Below are 20,314 nucleotides of genomic sequence, written 5' to 3' on the forward strand. Positions count from 1 at the left end.
CCCATAATTTGGGAGGCAACGGTCTTCAGCAAAATATATATTAAAAGTATGTTTATATATTCTACTTTTTAATTAAAAAGAAGAGTCAGAATTTAAGAATTGGTTTAGCAGTAATCTTAAAATAGTAGCTAGAAAATATATGCCTGGATGACGTTTAGATATTTATCGTGATGTCTTGACACAAACAAGAAGGTGTATAATGAAAATGAAAGAGTTTATTTATCATAAACTCCAACAACTATATTGAGCGGGCTTTTAATAGTGTTCAATTTATAAATGTAGTAACTATAGGTTACAAATTAATCCTTAAGCTTAACATCAGTAGTTTCGAAAGATCCCTTAACAAGGCTCTGTTTGATTCAGAATTTGGTTAAGCTGATTCCTCAGATACGAAATATCAATTCTGCCTTTATTTTCATCATTTTATTCTTCGTTCTTATTATAATAGGATAACAAGGTTTCAGTTCAAACTCTGATTGTAATATATTAGGATTACGTGGAGGAATACCCGGAGCTTCGCCTGTAATTATTTCAAATTGATCTGTGATTAAAGAATGAATCCGAATATCCAAACTTTTCGTTTTAATGGAAATAGATCTATTTCCATTACGAATCTCGGTATTAGATATTTTGCGATATGCATCTTCCTGCCCTAAATGTATTGGGTGTCCAAAATATTCAAAAACAGGCTTCTCGGTTAATATAAGTATATAGTCATAGTAATGTTCTTCTTCCGAAACAGCAGAAAATATATCCGTGACAAATTTCTTATTCACTTCAATTTTCCTTATCATTTTCACTCCATCATAGGCACTATCACATTCAGCTTCTATTATTCCCCCATTTTCTGTTGTTATAAATTTCGTTAACTTTCCTGTTGCTTTTTTCTGATCTTTAAAATCAACTACAACTGTATTGTGTGAAAGCGATTTTTGATACCATTCGGCAAAATCAGGAACACCATAAGCTGAGGTTCCCATATCGGGAATCAGCTCCTTACTTCCATCATGAATAGAAATAGAAAGCTTATCCGGATGTCCATGCCCTCCGCCATGAGGCCCATATTTCATCACAACAGATTTCTGTCCCGAGCGTAAAACAGAAAAACCGACATCCTTGAAACTAATACTTCTTAAGCTTAAGGAATTCTTATCAGGTTCAATCGTTATATAATTTTGCAATGCTTCTTGAGAATCTCTCCTTACTGATAAATAAGACTGTTTCAGAATATTAAGAAAGAAAGGGTCCTTATATCGTAAATAAGCAATCTCATATAGCTGAACTTGTGCTAATAAAGACTCTCCATACCATCCATCATTATGTGCGGGAAAAGATAAATTTGAGTATACGCCCAGAGCAGGTGATGCAAGCATATTATATAGTTTTTTATCATACAGGTTTATATTTCTGCAACGTACGGCTTCGGCCGACAATAACATCGCTCTTAAAGGATAATAATGATAGATAGGTGAACCTTCGTTCCACCAACCATCTTCATACACATGTTTTTCCATCAGTTTGTAATAACCACATTCTAGGTCATTTAATGCTGTATCGATAACTTCATCTGAGCCCAAGGCTATACCTAAGGCCATAAGTCCGCTATTATGCCATACTTGCCAATTTCCTCCACCTCTCCGTTTTAGAAGCATATTTGCACAAACAGACAGATAACCATCTTCTATCATTTTCACCTCATCGGTAGACATCACAGGCTTGGCTATCAGGTATGCACGTGATGCTTCACTTGCCCAAACAGCTTCATCCAAACTTTGCCCAAACATTCGTCCACTATTTACTGTGGTCGACACCCTATTCGGATTATGTTCGAAATATGTCGGATATTTTGATGCATAATCAAGAAGCATATCGCGTATATACAGGGCATAAGCAGTTTCTTCTGTTATTATATGGAGATACATGCACGAAGTCAGATATTTTAGATTCTCTGCATGTAGCATATTTATCCACGCCCAATCGTAACGATTATTACCTTTCCAGTATTTATCACAAAAACTACAATAATGATCATGAGGCTTATCCCAATCAAATGTAAACATTACATTATGTTTAGGACAAAAATAATGATGGTAATGCCCCCCTTCCAACAAAGGAACCCGCAGTGAGTGTTTACGCCTGTTTTCTACAACAAGTTTTAGAGAGTCAACTATCGATCTCCCCCAAACTGTAGTTGAAGACTGCTTTATATTATCGATATCCTGCTGATCAAAAAAGTAATATCCATTTTGGGCATAGACACAAACATTAAAAGTAATAAGTATTATTATATATCTTATTCTCATAATAGAATTGTTAAAAAGTGACAAAAGTGACAAAATTCATAAATATATGGATACTTTTTCCATTCCTTATTTTTTATAGATAGATAAATTAATATTCAGCAGCTGTATATCCAGTAGGGCGAATTAATCTGATTTCCGGTTTCACTCCCGAATCTAATTCATTGATTATAATCGAATACCTTTGTCCCGGATTCAAGTCGTCCATTACAACACTTTTAATTCTTCCTGAAGATGTTTTCCAAACCAATTTATCCCCCCTTAATACATAACATGGCAAATTATCTTTGACTATTATACTTACTTCAGCCTCATGTCCCGAAGTTTCCCGTTGTACAAATTCAAAGAAAACAGGTGAAGCCAATCCTTTGTATATGTTAAGAAGGTTTTTCGCCGAACCACATGTCTGTAAGCTCCTGTATACGTTCCTTATAACGGCCGGCCGACTCACCTACATGAGTTCAGTAATCATTGAGAGAAAAGTATATACATCCTATTATATAATCATTCTTTACCCCATGTACCGATATAGTCATTCCATGTAGAAATATATGAATAATAGATAATAGATTCTAGAGTATTTCATTCATTATTGATTAAAATAGTTATACATTTCAGTTCCGGCAAGAAGAAAAGCTCCTACCCCATACACTTCTGTATCATCATAACTAACTTTTCGCGGATCGGCTCCTATAGCCTGTACATATCCTAATTTACCATCTTCATGGATCGAAGTACAAAGAGCCTTCCAAGCCTTTTCTACAACAGGTAAATATTTTTCTTCATCCAGATAGTTTTTATTGATTCCCCACATTAGTCCATAAGTAAAGAATCCGGAAGCACTCATCTCAGGCATCGAATATGTGATCGGATCCAGCATAGACGGATGCCAGAAGCCTTGCTGGTCTTGTAATCCAGCTATACGTTCCATCATATCTTGATATAGTTCTATATATTTATTCTTACTTGGATAATTATTGGGAAGATTATCTATTACTATTGTTAGAGCCCCTATGACCCAACCATTGCCTCTGGCCCAGAACACCTTCTCTCCATTCTCTTCTTTCATCGTTTTATAACGGGTATCCCGAAAAAACAATTTTTCTTCTTTGCTATAAAGGCTATCGTATGTAATCCAGAATTCCTTATCTAAAAAATCAAAATAGCTCCTATCTCCGGTTTCCTTACCAATACGGGCAAACGATGTAGGAGCCATAAATAAAGCATCACACCAGCACCAACGCGAATGAGAACCTTCTGCATAATAATTTAAACTACTCGTTTTAGGATTATCTATTATTTCTTTTAGAATCTTGACTGATGGTTCTAACATTTTCTTCTCCTTATATTTGGCATATAATTGCTGATATGGCTGTATTATACAAATATCATCGGCAAAATAGTAACTAGGGCCAGTTTTCCACTTATTCTTCTCTCCTATATTATATAAAAAATTCCAATATTTTTCATCTTCTGACAGTTTTGCCCACTCTGCCATTCCTACATACATAGTAGCATTAGTCCAGGCCCAGTAGGCATGAGAATTTGCCCATTGCGAACCTTTCCGCACCTGTGTCTCGAAATTCATTAACTGCCAGTCGGCAACTTTCTTCATATTATCTTTTATTTGCAGCTTTTTGTAAGTTCGCATTTCCGCATCATCAAAGAAATATTCGAGTATAAGATCTTTTACTACTTCGTGCCCTCTTTCATTAGGATGATTGCTCTGGCTCATATAGACCTTCAAATCTTCCCCATTTTTCTTTTTCTCTTTGAATGCCATATAACTATCTATAAGACCTAACTTATATTCTTTGGCAAGTTCACGAATTTTATTACTATATCGTTGAAGTGCAGTCTCATTGGCGGTTATATCTTCAGACAGATCGGGAGTAGGTGTCATCAATATAACCTTAATACCTTTATCAATTGCCTTTTCAATCATACTCCGCCATGCCTCTTCCGATCTCTGTATCCCTATATTTCTATCATTCAAAGCATAATCAATAAATAAGACATCTGGTAGGTGATTTAACACTTTTCTTTCAAAACGCACGCTACCCTGTTCCGAGTTTTCTCCGCCAATAGCTGTTGTTATTACATTTATTACAGCGTTTGCATAACAGTTCTTAATGGCCTTTAAAGTCAGATAAGGATAAGAATGTAAAGAGTTTACTGTAGGAGTGTTAAAATATCCGCTAGGTACACTATGACCATGAAAAACAATATTAATGGTTCTGTTTTCCGGCCATTTCTTCCTTTGTTCTAGCTTAATAGAATTCAGATAATTGGAAGATTCTTCTATCTGTCCTTGAACGGATACGATGGATAAAATTAATAATATAAGTATGACAAATCTATTATTCATAATACTCAATTTACTTCTTTCCTTGTGAATAATTAATTATGTTATAAAGAGTTTCTACCTTTAGCCATCCTTACATGAAAAAAATCGGAGAACAAGCTAAAATCCTATATCAGACAATAAAGAGTTAATATTAAATCTTGTTGACTTAGCGGGCCGCAGCATGAGAGCTGCAGCACCTACTTAGTTCAACTATAAGAGAATGTTTTATTTTTGATAAAAATTTTACTGCAATTCGCCCACGAATGTTACTACTGACTTTGCCGGAATAATCATTTTTTCCGAATTTGCCTTCTCTCCTTTTTTCAGATTAGAATTTCCTGATGTAACATAAGGAGTCAATTCATTGTTCTTCACTTTCCCATTTATATCCAATTTATAAGTTCGTTCAGTATCACTCACATTTATAGCAACAATTACCAATTTTTGAGATTGTTTATCCTTATAGGCAGATATCATTATATCGCTAGAGGCAGTTGTCGCATTTTGGTCTGCAACCTGAATACGCACCATATCAGGACGAATAAAAAATGAAAAATTACCGAAAGCCCACATTAACTTAGAATCGCGTACATATCCATCATTTTTACAATATTCTGGGCTTTGAGATCCTGTACTGTTTCCATCATCCAAATAGATTAAACCATCTTTGTAATCAGCACGTGTCAGGGCTGTCCACCACTGCCATGAAGATGCGTTAGCTACTACCAGATCATTATGGATAATGCGCGCAACAAATAATGCCGTTTTCATTTCTAAATCACGTTTTCCACCTCCACCTCCTGGAATTTCAGATTCTCCAGGTTGCTCCAGTATACAATATTCTGTTTGCCAGTATTTCAGCCCTGAGAATTGTTTTACCTTTGCATTCAGTTTCTCCCTGTTCTGTACTTGATCGTTGATGGGCCATACAGAAAAATAACTATGTCCTGTAATGACATTCATTACATTAGGTAAGCTTGCTATACACATAGAAGAGGATGGATTCCAAAAATCGTTTATTTGGTCGTCACGAGTTTCATTATTTACATTCTCATACAAATAATTAATTGCTCCGGCTTCACCGAGGACTATCTGTGTTGATAAAGATTTCTTTTTTAACCTTTCAGATAATAATGATGTAAACTCAAATATTTCCTGATTAGTAGCTGGTGTTCCTTCCTGTGAGGCTTTTCCGTTGCTTCCTGCCATCCAATCCCATTGAGGTTCATTAATAGGGCTCAAATAGTCAAATCTTATCCCTTCTTTTTTTTGCAAATTATCGATACATTCAACTAAGAAATCTGCATAGTCGGGTAATTTACCTTCTTTTATATTCATATTAATCTTCTGTGGAGAAAATGCTTTACCATTGATTGTCATATGTACTGGTGCACTAATAGTAAAAGCGAGTAATTTATCCACACCTCTCTTTTTTGCTGCTTGTAGAAACCAACGCTGACCTTCTTGTTTCTCCCAGTCGTAATTTCCATCAGGAGTTTGGAAGCATTCACCTCGACGCCATTCATCCGTAATATCACTATTCGGGCCTTGTTCGGTACTCCCTGCTCCTAAATAGAATCTCCAGATAGACAAGCCTATTCCCTTTGGGTTTCCGTTTGTATCCACTTCTTTACTGAATAAGAAATCTGCAATCATATTTCTTTTTTCCAACGGCCAATTTTTCCCTACCATCTGACAACGCCAAGCATCAGAAGCCCCGAAACCATCCATTGTCTGCATTTCCTGGTCTACAATAACCTTCATTGTTCTTATATCTGAATATTCTGGAGGAGGCGGAACCTCAACTTGAGAACAAGAAATAGTTGCAGTTAAGGACAATCCTAATATAAATGCTAATGACATAAACTTAAATTTCATAATTAATAATTCGGATTTTGTTGTATTTTTCCACTACTTCTGTCTATTTCCGATTGAGGAATAGGCCATACCATATGTTTATTGAGATCGAAATTAACCCCTTTGTCCTGTAGTTCTTTTTTATTTGTAGTTTCATACTGGTCTGTTGATTTTGTGGTGTTGTATTTTACGAAACTACCATTAGTACCAAATAGGCCATCAATTACAGGTTTATTAGTATCGGGATCTATTTGACGCCTAATATCAAATAGGCGCAAGCCCTCGAATGCAAGCTCCATACGACGCTCTTTCCATATTGCTCTCAACACATCCTTTCCACTGATTGTACCTTTTTTAGCAGGCAAATTGACTCGTGCGCGTATTATATCCACATCATCCATGGCTTTAGACACATTATTTAAGTGATAAGCTGCTTCTGCTCTGGTCAAATATACTTCTGCTAAGCGAAGAATAGGAGAATTAAGAGGCGCATTTGCATATTTATCTTCCAATATTCTTCTGGTAGCAATAGGTATGTAGAATTTACGAATAATACGCCCGGATTTATTCTGTTCCAAATCAAAAATATGTGTAGGATTTAATACTTCATCACCATAGGCAGGTTCACCATATACAGTAATCGTACTTTTACGGCGTATATCATCACCTTCGGAAATATAGCAATTTTCCAAATCACTGGTAGGGGTGCACCAGCCCCAACCATCCATCACATCGTCAGGGCTATTACTCGGAAAATTTTCTTTCTTTTCTCCACGTGCACCCGTAAATGTACACATTTGATTACCAAGACTTTTATCGGAAACACTACTTGTCTGCGCTTCCAGTATAGACTCTATCCCGTTGGGGTTATTTACATTCCATATATTTATAAAGTCCGACTCCAATGCGTGTGAACTATTGGTTATAAGTGTGTCTGCATAATGATAAGCTTTTTCCCACTTATTCTGAAATAAGCTTACACGTGCTAATAACCCATAACATGCCCATTTTGTAACCCTCCCTTTATCAGATGCATCATAAGATGTTTTCACTCTTGCAGCAGCATTGATAAGATCACTTTCTATCTGGGCATATATAGTTTCTTTAGACTCTCTTTCCTTATCCATTTGGCTGGGTGTAAGAGTTTCAAGGACAAGTGGGACTCCTCCAAAATTATTTACCAAATCATAGTAATTATATGCCCGCATAAATAATGCCTCTCCTATATATTGAGACTTCAGAGCTTCAGATATAGGTGCACTCTGTATCCCATAAATACCAATATTACACGCTGCAATGTTTTCATAACGTATTTTAAACAATGTGTTCAGGTATCCCATTCTGTTAGGAGTTATCAGATATTGAGCAGCAGGTTGAAAGCCGGAAGCATCCTGCCCGGTATTACCCATCCATGCATCATCGGTTGCAGTTTCGTTTGCCAGACGAGGTGCAATTAACTGATACCAGTCATAATGTAGAAGAGAACTATATAGGCTATTTACAAAATATTCACATTCTTCTGCTGTCGCAAAATAATTATCTAAATTCTGGGTTCCGCGCTGGTCATGTTCTATAAAGTCGCTGCAAGAAAAAATACCCAGAGATATTATTATTGATAAAATTATCTTTTTCATATTATCTTTCTTTTTTGTTATTAAAATGCAACATTAATTCCAGCAAGGAAAGACCTTTGCACTGGATAAGTCCAACCGCTAAATCCGAAACCCAGTACATCTCCTCCAACTTCGGGATCAACCCCATTAAATTTTGTAAGAGTAAACAGGTTTTGAGAAGCTATATATAGTCGTATTTTGCTAAAGCCTTTAATCTTATTGAAGGTATAACCAAGTTGTAAGTTTTTCAGACGTAGGAAAGAACCATCTTCTATATAAAATGAAGAGAATTTTGAGAAATTCTGATTATCATCTGTTTTTGACAAACGAGGTATATCATTCGATGTCCCTTCTCCATGCCATGCTTGATTACTTAATCCAGCTACTTCATTTGTTTTACCTACAACATTATAAAGCTCATTCTTATTTTGATTTACAAGGTCATTCCCTATGCTAGCATAGAAGTTGGCGAGCAAATCGAAATTTTTATATCCGAGATTCAAATTAAACCCTAGTGTAGCATCGGCCCAAGGAGAACCAATTTTCGTACGGTCATTTGCATCAAGGACTCCATCGCCGTTCACATCAACAAATCGTATATCTCCCTCTTTTGCATATGGTTGTAAGAATTTACCTTTATCATTGGTATGACGATTCAACTCTATCTGATTCTGAAAAATACCATCGGCTTTGTATCCATAAAAATATCCGGGTTCATCGCCTTCTACAGTAAGTGTTTTTTCACTATTGCCATACAAAGGTTCCTTATCACCTGTTAGTTCTTTCATCTTTACATCAAATGTTGTAAGCGTAAAACTACCTCCTATGAGAAAATCTCCAACTTTATTATCGTATCCTAAAGTTATTTCAAATCCCTTTGTACGCATAGAACCTATGTTTGTCCAAATTCTGGCATCGTCCGGAAATCCGGAGTAATTAGGATATGCTTTTTTGAAAAGCATATCTTTTGTATTCTTTACATAATATTCCAAAGATCCAGTGAATCGTCCACTCCAAAGGCTGAAATCTATACCTGCATTTATATCCTCTACTGTTTCCCATTTTATATCTTCGTTTTTCACAGCACTAGGATATGTCGTATTGATAGGTTCTCCTCCAATTACATAGTAGCTTTGTCCAAGTTTAGACAGATATACACTGGAGGGGAGATTCTGATTACCTACTTTACCCCATCCCACTCTAAGTTTAAGATCATTTATAACATTACTGGTTTTCTCCATAAAATCTTCATCTGAAATACGCCAAGCCACCGAAGCTGATGGAAATGATGCCCATTTATTATTTGCCAGAAATTTAGAAGAACCATCTCTACGGTATGTGGCAGTCAGATAATACTTATTATCGAGATTATACATGATACGTCCCAGATATGACATCACGGAATTTGTATATGATGTTCCTGCAGCTGTAGGATTCAATGTTCCCGCATCCAGTTCCTGTAATTCATCTAAATTATTTGGCAATTTTTCTTTTGTTCCTTTCAACGATGTCCCATGCCATTCTTCGAGTGTATTACCAATCATTGCTGTTAGATTATGCCTATTCTCGAATGTCTTCATATAAGTTATCGTATTCTGTAAACTCCAATTGCGATACATAGGCTGGCTACGTTCTACCCTATTATTCGTTTGAAATTCGTGAGCCGGATCTATTGAAAAATCAGGATAAAAAGCATCGTATATACGTGAGTCTAATTCGAATCCCAATTGAGAGCGCAATACTAAGTCTTTTATTGGTTTAACCTGTAAATATGCAGTTGTAGCCAAGGCATAACTTTCATTTTTCTGTTTCCAGCGTGCTACTGTGGCTACAGGATTCCAAACATAAGATGGTGAACGCGCATAAATACTATACTCATTCTCTTCTCCTGTTAATTCATTAGCAGATTTATAAATAGGAGTTATAGGATCTATACGATCAAAATCGGCCCAATTAGTCGGATTACCCCACGATTCGAATCTCGGATTTAATGTGATACCGGCAGATACTATTTGATTGAATGTATAGTCGCTACTAGTTCGAACAGTAAACCTCTTGTAACCGCCCTTTTGGTAGAAAGAATCTTGCTCATAATAGTTGAGACTCAGAGAGTATACTTTTTTTTCATCTCCTCCTTGAAACCCAAAGCCCAAGTTCATTTGTGGAGAATACTCTCTAATGCCGGCTTTCCACCAATCTGTAGTTTTTCCCTGATATATAGACGGATCTTCAAACTCTTTAGGAAATCCAGCATTAACTGCGGCGGTATTTAATATTTCAGCATATTCAACGGCATTAGCCATTCTATAAGGGTTTTTCATCTCCTGAATTCCATAACTTAAGTCCAAATTAAAATTCATCACACCCTTTTTCCCTTTTTTTGTTGTAACCATAATGACTCCATTTGATGCGCGACTACCATAGATTGCACTGGCTGAGGCATCTTTAAGGACTTCCATGCTCTCTATCTCGTTAGGATTCAAGAAATTTATTCCTCCACTCAATGGAACTCCATCAACTACATACAAAGGATCGGTAGAAAGACTTACTGACGAGAATCCTCTGATGAGAACTTTAGGCTGTCCACCTGGATTCCCGACTCCTACTATTTGGACTCCTGCAACTTTTCCCTGCAAACTTTGATTTACATTACCTACAGTCATTGATTGTATGTCTTTTCCTTTTACAGATGAAATTGAGCTAGTCAGATCTCCTTTTCTTACAGCTCCAAATCCAACTACTACTACTTCATCAAGTACCTTATTATCCTCTTCCAGGGTTATATCTATTACTCTCTGCTGCCCTACTCTTATAGTTTGGCTTTTGTATGTAATATATGAGAAGATTAATTCGGCTTTCTCATCCGATACAGAAATTTCATACCTGCCATCAATATCGGTAGTAGTTCCTTTCTGCGTACCTTTTATAACCACACTAACTCCGGGCAAAGGTTCTGTTGCAGCGTCAGTAACAACACCTTGTACCTTTATCTGCCCTGCTATAGTAAGATGCGACAGAGACAGAAATATTATTGTAATAATAATGTTTTTCATTTTTTATTTCGGTTTAAGATTAATTACTCCTTCACTAAAATAGCCCGTTCAAGCTCGCTATCGAGGACAAACTTATATGTACCGATTGCTCCTTTATAGGAAAAGTTTGCTCCTCCTGTAAAGATTACTATTCCATTTGCATCTAGTCGCCACCATGGACTAGCCCATCCCGGAGATGTAATAGTCATAGCAACATCAGAACCTGTAAGAGTTAATGAGCGTCCTATTTGATATGGATTGTCCGGATTAGCTGTAAGTAATAGGTCGGTATTACTTGGATCCCATCCTCCATCTTTCATTCCATTTCCACAAATTGTGATTCTTGCAGGATTGTATATCGGAGAACTCGGAGTATAAGGTGTAACTGTATATAATAAAGCCTCCGGATTAACGATTATTTCATAATAACCCTTTTTAGGTAATATTATCGGTTTGACTGAAATACTATTTTCGAGAGTTCCTTCATCCGACAAGCCAAAACAATGAGGTTCGAATGAGGTTTCCTGACCTAAAAAGAATATTTCCTTATTATCCTTATCTGCATAATATTTGAAAGTAAATATATTTCCATCCTTTTTATGGTAGTACATGGGGACACCAAATATATCTGACTTTAGATCTGTATCCTTAGCCACATCAGCCAGATACATTGCAGTAAGGCCATCTGCCACACTGAAAGATATGTTGCGACTAATTCTGTTTGGATCCACAAAGTTATCACGAGTAGTGATTGTGATATTATAGGTTTTAAGATCTGTAGGAATAGAATATTCTTTATCAAAAGTGTATGTTTTCGAACCACCTACTTTTACTTTATCCAAAATATTCAAATCTTCTACCGATACAATTACCGAATCTATACCTGTAACATCTGTAACACCGAATGATATATTCAGTTTCATATCTTCGACAGCGAAGACCACACTTCCATCAATTGGCTTCACATTACTAATAACAGGAGCTTCAAAGTCACCATCCAGATTAAGAGTGAGAACTTTTGACACAGAATTTTCAGATACATCTATTAGTGTCAAATCTACTTTATACTTATCGGTTTTTTCTGTATTATCCGGAGCCAAAAATTCATATTCCAGATCATATTCTTTCAGCAAAGAATCTGTCCGAAATTTAATAGTCTTGTCAAGATAAAGTTCCGGAATATTAATCTGTAAAGATTTCAATCCAAGATCATCCTTAAGTTTTGCCTTTATGATGAATCTCCGGTTAGGTATAGAATACAAGTCATCTCTTTCAACTACTATTTCCGGAGCATCAGAATAAGAATAAGATTTTTCATTGTCATCCTTGCAGCCTGTAAATAACGAAAATAGAATCAAAAAGAATAAATAATAGTGTGTTTTCATGATTCTAGGGTTTTATTTAGATTATTAAATCATTTAGTAAATACTAGTCACAGATGCTTTGGTATTTGTGATATTATCTCTAGCTAATATTGATTTCAGTATATCAGGGTTTTTGATGGAAACAGGAGTAAACTTATTGCTATTCATGTAACTTAATAATGAAATTAGCATTTGTTTAGCTACAGGTCTATTTTCTAAATCGGAAGTTAAATCACAGGATGCAATTATCAGTTTTCCATTACCGATACTGCCTTCATATATCATAGCTAATTTGCGATTGTTGGCGAAATTGTCAATAACTTCTACTATCGCATTACCTCCATCGATACTATCTGTTATAAATGTTGTTGAATTTATATTCAGATCCCACCATTGCCAGTTGGTATGCATTTCTGTTGGAAACAGATCTAGAGAAGGATGATTCGGATTGCAGAGAATACCCATTGAACCTGCTTGTTTCGGGAAATGCACCGGACTCCAAAAAACCGGAACAAACTTACCTTCAAGCCCATTTATTTGCTTCCAATCAGGATTGAGCAGGACTTTATTACCTTTTTTCAACAAACTAAACGCCTCATTAATATTACGAGTGATTATAACAGATTCCTTGTCGATAGTAGTCTCTTTTGGATATACCCATATATCCCAATTGTTTTTATATATATTATCTTTTAAAGAAACGTTTACTGTCAATTTTTCAGCTTTACTTATATCTGATAATTCTACTTCTATTTTGCCCAGATTACTATTATAACCCTGTTTTAAATCTGATTGAAGGTCGCCTCTTGCGATTGCCTTCCCTTGTAAGTCTGATATTGACCATTCGATAGATTGCGTTTTGAAAGGCTTATCCAGATAATTACTCACATCTATTTGCGCTTCAAACTTTTCGTTATTTGTATAAGTAGCCTTCTGAAAACGGAGTAATGGTACTAAAGGCGCACAAAATTGACTAAAACTCTTTGCATCAATAACACCTTTACTATCCCAAAACGCATCAATCAGACCGACTAAAGCTGTTCCCTGTCCTGGAAAATCATGTAAATCTAATAGTTGAAATCCACTTATTCCAGCTGTTTTAAGAGCACGTTCAATCTCTTCTTTATAAAGTACTGCTGCTAATTTTCCTGAAGCTTCTGTAAAAGTTGCTGCTTTATCCAATAATCCTTTCTTTTCTAAATCAGACTTAATCGACTTAAAATTGACAGGATCTAAAACTCCTGTATATTTAGGTATTTCTGCCAGATTGGGATAAACAGCATATTGTCCTATTTCGTGTGTAATGAGAGGAACGGTCATGCCTTCTACAGCCGATGAATAATCTTTATTGAATGTTGGGTATTCGCTATTAAATACTCCTTGTCCTCTAACCCACCCTTTTTTAGTCCATTGTGTAATGAAGAAATCATCATTTGGTTCAGGCCAATCCCCATGCCCTTTTTCAAACGTGAACGATGTTGTTGTATAGAGATGCCTCTTGTCTTTATTTTTGAGATGATCCAGAAGGGTTGATAATACAGACATATCTCCCTGCAACTCATTACCAAGACTCCAGAAACAAAACGACGGATGATTCCCATATTCGTCTATCATGCGTTGGGCTTCGGCATACAAAAAATCTGTTGTCGACTGTTCTTTGCCAATAGTTAGTGTCCATACAGGCAATTCTACCTGAAGATAAAAGCCCATTTCGTCTGCGACTTCAAATGCCGCCTCAGGCGGACACCATGAGTGAAATCTCAGGTGATTTAATCCCCATTCCTTGGCTGTTCCTATAACCTTTGTCCATCCATCTTTGTCCATAGGGGGATAACCTGTGAGAGGGAATATATTACATTCCAATGTACCTCTAAGAAACATTGGCTGATTGTTGATAGTTAATACAGAACCTTCCTTCGAAAGTTTACGCAGGCCAAAATCCGTTAGTTTTTCTGATCTAGAATCTCCTGTTCTGAGTTCGGCCTTCAATTGATATAACTCGGGAGTGAATTCATTCCAGAACACCATATCATCCTCAATATTATATTCAAAATCGAAGGCCATATTCTCATCTGCAATATCAATGGGTGTTGTCAGGGTTGGATATAATTTCCCTGTTTTCTTTGAGATCGCCGATAAAGAAATTTCTCCTTTTCCGGAATATTTTTTATCCTTATTACTGATAGTAACTTTGACATATACTTTCTTTGTATCTATATCAGGTGTAACGCTCAATTGTTCTATTCTTGTCGGCTCGACTGCTTCTATCTGCATTTTACCTATAACACCATTCCAGATAATCTGAGTATGATTTGTATAAGCATGGGCTAAATCTCTGACACTGATATCATATAATTTACGGTTATCTATTTTTAAAGTCAGACGTTGTGTTGTTCCTGGTTTGATATATTCCGTCAAGTCAAAATAATGAGGAGCTATGAGGCTATTATTTTCTATAGGAATTTTCTTACCGTCAATCCATGCTTCAGTTTTCCAGATTACACGTTCTAGTTTGAGAATAAAGTCCTTTCCATCCATATCGGATGGCACTTTTATTTCACGCGAATACCAAGCTGTTCCGAGGTAACTATGTTTACGTGTAAGATGTGTTAACTGGGGCTCTTTTAAAGCCAGACTGAGAGTATCAGGTATTCCCAAGCCCGCATCGTCAGTAGTTCCCGGAAGAATAATTTTATCTTCAAAAGGAATATTATTCCAATTTTGAGACAATCCTATATCTGCACTATCCAATTTCACTGTCCATTCTCCCGAAATATCAATAGTATTCCTTTTATTCTGCTGACAAGAAACCATCAGAAGCAATAATAACAGAAGTAGATAAGTTTTTTTCATTTTTTCAATTATGTTTATAAGTTCCATAAGGATATAGAAGTATACCCTTATGGTGAATAACTTAAATGAATTATCGTTTATTTACGAAACACTTGCTTATTTATATCCAACTCTTTGACTTTTGCATAATATTTTTCTGAAGTTTCTTCTTCTCCTAAACCACTATATCCCAATGCCATGACATAATAGCAATGTATTTTGTTTCGGATATTCAGGTCATCATCCCATATAGCGAGTTCAGGTAAGGATACTGCAAAATAATCTATCCTACAATTGTCAAATAAATGTTTCTCCCCATGGTTTATTAGTTTGTTAAATCTGCTATGAGCTTTATCTTCTTCGCCAAGTGCACGCCAGGCAAGACCCTGATAGAATATCTTATCGGGCTGCTGATCATTGTAATAAAGCGCCTGTTGCGGTTCAGAAACACCTATTGTGGCTTTTATAAAGTTTTCTCTAGCCAATTCTTTATTTCCTAATCCCTCATACGCTAGTCCTTTATAATAAAATATTTCATTTTCCTCAGCATTGGCTAACTTCCCTTCTCCCAGATTATGAGGATAAATATCTGTCTCATGCAATAGCTTTAATGCGTCTTCGTATTTCTTATTTACAATAGCCTGTTTGGCGAGTTCTAAACGACATAATACATATTGTTTTGTAATTTTGCCTTCACCTCCTTCCCATGGATGGAATTTACGCGCAGATATAAGTTTCATCGCCGTATCATATTTGCCTAATTGGTTATACAGCGTAATACGCTCTATACATAAATCATCACGTTGCTCTACCAGATATAAGTATTTTTCAAGAAATGCTAGACGTTCCGCATGCGATCTACCAAGTTTCTTATATAATTGATCTAATTCCATTAATATACGTGAATCACTCCTATCTAAATCGAAAGCTTTTTCCAACAATTCTAGGGCTTCATTTTTTGCATTACGCTTATTATAATATGCTAACGCAAGATTTCTTAAAGCAGTAGGATATTTGTCATTTAACTGTATGGATTTTTCCCAACATGCTATTGCTTCATCGTACTGACGAAATGCATACCAGAAATTGCCCAGGTAATATGGTGCAAAGGAGTCATCCGGGTTTAACTTCATTGCATCCTGTAAAATATTAACTTCTTCGATGCGATTAGGGAAACACTTTTCAGGAGATACTTTGGACGCTTTAATATAATATTCTTTCGCTTTGCCGATATTACCCGATTGAGAGGCAAAATAACCCAATGAATAGTATACCATCGGATAAACATTACCTTCAGTTACAATACTATAAGATAACAATTGTTCAGCCTCCTGATACAAACCTGCATTCGCAAAATCTAGAGCATACTCAAGGTATGAATGAGTAGATCCACGCATCAGAACTTTTAGTCCATTTAAATTGTTTGTGTCACTTGTAAGAAGGAATTTTTCGAAACGACACCCCATATTAAATTTATCAATTTTCAGCGATTCTTCAATAAGACTTAAAGCCTCATCTTTTCTCCCCAATTTTCTCAGAATAGAAGCTTTTAATTGACGTGCCTTATGATTGTGCCAGTTACGGATAAGACTCCTATCTATTCTATCCAATGCATCTATCCATAAACCTCGATCTGCATCTATCTGAGCCAATGCATAATATCCGCAGTCTTGCCAAGCGGCATTCCATGTAGATTTGAAAAAGGCAGCATAAGCTTCTTCATTGCGACCTTGCATTTTCAGGCACCAGCCCAAATTGTAGTGAGGTTCTCCATCGTATGGATTAGGATTACGTTCGATTTGAGTTTCTATTGCCTTGCGGAAGAAAGATTCTGCTTTTGCAAATTGCCCTCTACGCATCAGTAATAATCCCATTGCATTATTACAGCGAATATCTCCCGGTTCACGACTCAAAGCTTCCATATAATAATCGATAGGGTTGTATGTCGCATGACGGTATTGCTCAAGATGCAAAGCAGTAAGATAAAGCTGTTCCATAGATGCAATATCCTTAGGGGCTTTTGCTGCTTTTGCAGGATCGGGAGTAGGCTTGATTTCGGGCTTGTCCGCCTGATATGACAGTAATTCTTTACCATCAGATGTGTATAATTCAAATATCAAATCTTCAGGAAGAGTATCTCCTACTGCTACTTTTTTTACATAAGGGTTCGAAGGAGAAGTATTTATATAATCATCAACAAAGTTCTGATCTGCTGTATCTCTCAAAATAAGATGTAAATTCTTAAATTCAGAGGTTGTATACAGAATGATTTCCGCTTGACCATCTTTAACCTCTACATTTACAATTGCATCTTTATTGGCATTTTTCACATAACCAACTTCTGCATAGGGCATAAAGTATTGCACCCATGATTTTTCTTCATTCGGTTGTAGCCAAGTAAAGTCAGGCTGATTATCAGTATAAACACCTGTCATCAGTTCTATATACGGACCATCTTCATCTGTCAGGTTCCGATCCCATGCTATACCAAAGTCACCATTTCCCCATGTCCATTGTTTTTTACCAGGAGATATATAATGATTAGCCACATGCAGCAACCCTCCTCCTGCATTATCTTCATATCCTCCTACAAAATCGAACTTAGACTCGATTGCCATATAAGATGTAGGAACAGGAATATTCTTATATTTCGAAATATCTACCCCTGCCGAATAATCCTGTTTGTAATAAACCCCTGTTGCAATGGGAAAATTAGACACGTCACGTTTGCCATGATCGAATACAGCATGTACATCAGGTGGAAATACTGATTTATAACCATCGTTTACCACTACGGCCGGATTTGCCCACCAAAGGAATGTTTGAGGAAAAACAGTGCGGTTATACACTTTTACTTTTATTTCAATGTATGCTTTACCAGGATGGAGAGTAAATCCTTGCATTCCCTTTGTCCGAAACATACGTTCTACCTCGTTGCACCATACTGTAACACTGCCGTCTGCATTTTCCTCAATACAATAATCTGTAGGTAGAAATGTACTCGGACGATGATGTTGAGGCCAATTAAATTCTATTCCTCCCGAAATCCAAGGCCCCGTAAGTCCTACAAGTGCCGGCTTTATAACTTGATTATAATAAACAAAGTGACGCTGTTTTACTTTGTCGTATGCCATTTGTATACGTCCACCCAGCTCGGGAAGGATCATCACTTTGATGTATTCATTCTCTATAAACAAGGCTTTGTATTGTTTATCCTTCTTTTCATCCGATACCTTTTCTACTACCGGATAAGGATATACAACCCCAGAACTTCCCTGATAAACACGTTTTTCAAGAAATATAGGGTTCTTTTCTTCCTCTCCTATTTCGTATGTAGGTAGCATGATATTTTCTTCCCATGCCCGAACTACATTTTTTTCGTTTACAGTAGATTGAATTAGGTAATTGGTTATCTTTTCCATTACGCTTTTCGCTTTTTTAATTAAACGTAGTACAATTATTTGGTGAGCTCTTTTTCAATTTCTTCCAATGATTTCCCCTTCGTTTCGGGCAGATTCTTCTTAATAAATAAAAATCCAAGCAGGCAAATAATACCATACAGCCAGAATGTTCCGTATGCGCCCAATCCGCTATTCAATAAAGGGAATGTGTAAGTAAGGACAAAACATGCAGTCCATAAAGAGAATGTCGAAACAGCCATTGCCATTCCTCTAATACGGGTAGGGAATATTTCAGATATTACCACCCAAGTAATTGGAGCTAAAGTCATAGCATAACATCCTATGGCAAGTAGTACAAGCGCAAGTACTGCAATACCTGACACTTCAAAATAATAGCATGCTCCAAGCATAGCATAAATACACGCTAAGCCAATTGCACCGAAGATAAGTAGAGACCTACGTCCTAGCTTATCAACTGTATACATGCCTATAATGGTAAATATTACATTGGTGACACCCGTAATAACTATATTGAACAAAATATCAGATACTCCATAGCCTGCAGCAGAGAATATTTCCTGCGCATAATTAAATATTACATTTATTCCACACCACTGCTGAAAAGCTGCTATGACAATACCTATTAATAGTATTTTAGGCATTCTACCCTTAAACAACAGACTAAAATTAACTTTCTCTTTCACATCCTGTGCAATTACCTGCATAGACTTTATTTCAAGTTTTGCATATTCATTGCCACCTATTCGTTCCAATATAGATTGAGATTTTTCTACTTGCATTTGTGTATAAAGCCATCTTGGACTTTCAGGTACAGCAAATATTAATATAAAGAAAAATACAGCCGGAACTCCTCCAGCCCAAAACATCCAGCGCCATCCCATTTGTCCGTTCCACGAATTGAGAATAGCTTCTCCCGGTACAACGGGATCAGCTATGAGCCAGTTAACAATCTGTGCGGAAAGTATGCCAATAACAATAGTAAGTTGATTGATAGAGACAAATTTGCCCCTAACATTAGCAGGAGATACTTCAGCTATATACATCGGCGATAGATTAGATGCTATACCAATCCCAATTCCTCCCAAAACCCGATAGATGATAAACCATATAAGATTATCACAGATACCGGTACCTATAGCCGCAACTATAAATACAAGAGAAGCAATTATCATTAAAGGTTTTCTACCGTAACGATCTGCCATACTCCCTGATACCATGACTCCCAGCAAACAGCCAAGTATGGCACTACCCATTACCCATCCTTGCATCGACGGGGATTCAGTTATATCGAAAAATACTTCATAGAAAGGTTTGGCACCTCCAATGACTACCCAGTCGTAACCAAAAAGAAGGCCTCCCATGGCCGAAACAAAAGTAATAAGTAGCAAATAAGAGCTTGAGTGTTTTTTGATAGTTGTCATAGTATTAAAAAGTATTTTTCAATGGATTGATATATTTAATCTTTTCATCAGTATATTTTATGTATATATTATTTATTCTCAAAATTAGAGTAATAACAAATACAAAAAATGTATAATATATTGAAT

Annotated in this window: 10 protein-coding genes; all 10 read right to left on the reverse strand. The window is 36.3% G+C overall.

Going from position 1 to position 20,314, the window contains the following annotated elements; translation table 11 throughout:
* Positions 1–383: 383 nt before the first annotated feature.
* Complete coding sequence (locus JGH11_RS12900; RefSeq protein ID WP_201112417.1) at positions 384–2,303, reverse strand: heparinase II/III family protein; 1,920 nt, start codon at positions 2,301–2,303, stop codon at positions 384–386.
* An 88-nt stretch (positions 2,304–2,391) separates the two neighbouring features.
* Complete coding sequence (locus JGH11_RS12905) at positions 2,392–2,751, reverse strand: hypothetical protein (protein ID WP_201112419.1); 360 nt, start codon at positions 2,749–2,751, stop codon at positions 2,392–2,394.
* Between the two features lie 138 nt (positions 2,752–2,889).
* Positions 2,890–4,668 (reverse strand): glycoside hydrolase family 88 protein, encoded by a 1,779-nt coding sequence (locus JGH11_RS12910; protein WP_201112421.1) that lies wholly within the window; start codon positions 4,666–4,668, stop codon positions 2,890–2,892.
* A gap of 222 nt (positions 4,669–4,890) precedes the next feature.
* Positions 4,891–6,525, reverse strand: a complete 1,635-nt coding sequence (locus JGH11_RS12915) for a glycoside hydrolase (protein WP_201112423.1) — start codon at positions 6,523–6,525, stop codon at positions 4,891–4,893.
* 2 nt (positions 6,526–6,527) lie between these two features.
* Positions 6,528–8,138 carry a RagB/SusD family nutrient uptake outer membrane protein gene (locus JGH11_RS12920; protein WP_201112425.1) on the reverse strand — a complete coding sequence of 537 codons (1,611 nt, stop codon included), beginning with the start codon at positions 8,136–8,138 and terminating at the stop codon, positions 6,528–6,530.
* A 20-nt stretch (positions 8,139–8,158) separates the two neighbouring features.
* The gene (locus tag JGH11_RS12925) at positions 8,159–11,170 is read right to left on the reverse strand and encodes a TonB-dependent receptor (RefSeq protein WP_201112427.1); all 3,012 of its coding nucleotides are present in this window, start codon (positions 11,168–11,170) and stop codon (positions 8,159–8,161) included.
* 23 nt (positions 11,171–11,193) lie between these two features.
* Positions 11,194–12,534, reverse strand: coding sequence for a hypothetical protein (locus JGH11_RS12930; RefSeq protein WP_201112429.1), 1,341 nt, complete (start codon positions 12,532–12,534; stop codon positions 11,194–11,196).
* 33 nt (positions 12,535–12,567) lie between these two features.
* Positions 12,568–15,366, reverse strand: a complete 2,799-nt coding sequence (locus JGH11_RS12935; protein WP_201112431.1) for a sugar-binding domain-containing protein — start codon at positions 15,364–15,366, stop codon at positions 12,568–12,570.
* Positions 15,367–15,443: 77 nt separating this feature from the next.
* The gene (locus JGH11_RS12940; RefSeq protein ID WP_201112433.1) at positions 15,444–18,767 is read right to left on the reverse strand and encodes a DUF5107 domain-containing protein; all 3,324 of its coding nucleotides are present in this window, start codon (positions 18,765–18,767) and stop codon (positions 15,444–15,446) included.
* Between the two features lie 35 nt (positions 18,768–18,802).
* Entirely contained in the window at positions 18,803–20,188 is a 1,386-nt protein-coding gene (locus tag JGH11_RS12945) for a sugar porter family MFS transporter (protein WP_201112435.1), read from the reverse strand.
* Positions 20,189–20,314: the final 126 nt, after the last annotated feature.

Origin of the sequence: Dysgonomonas sp. Marseille-P4677, from assembly GCF_016652235.1 — a bacterium.
In the GTDB taxonomy this organism is placed as follows: Bacteria; Bacteroidota; Bacteroidia; order Bacteroidales; family Dysgonomonadaceae; genus Dysgonomonas.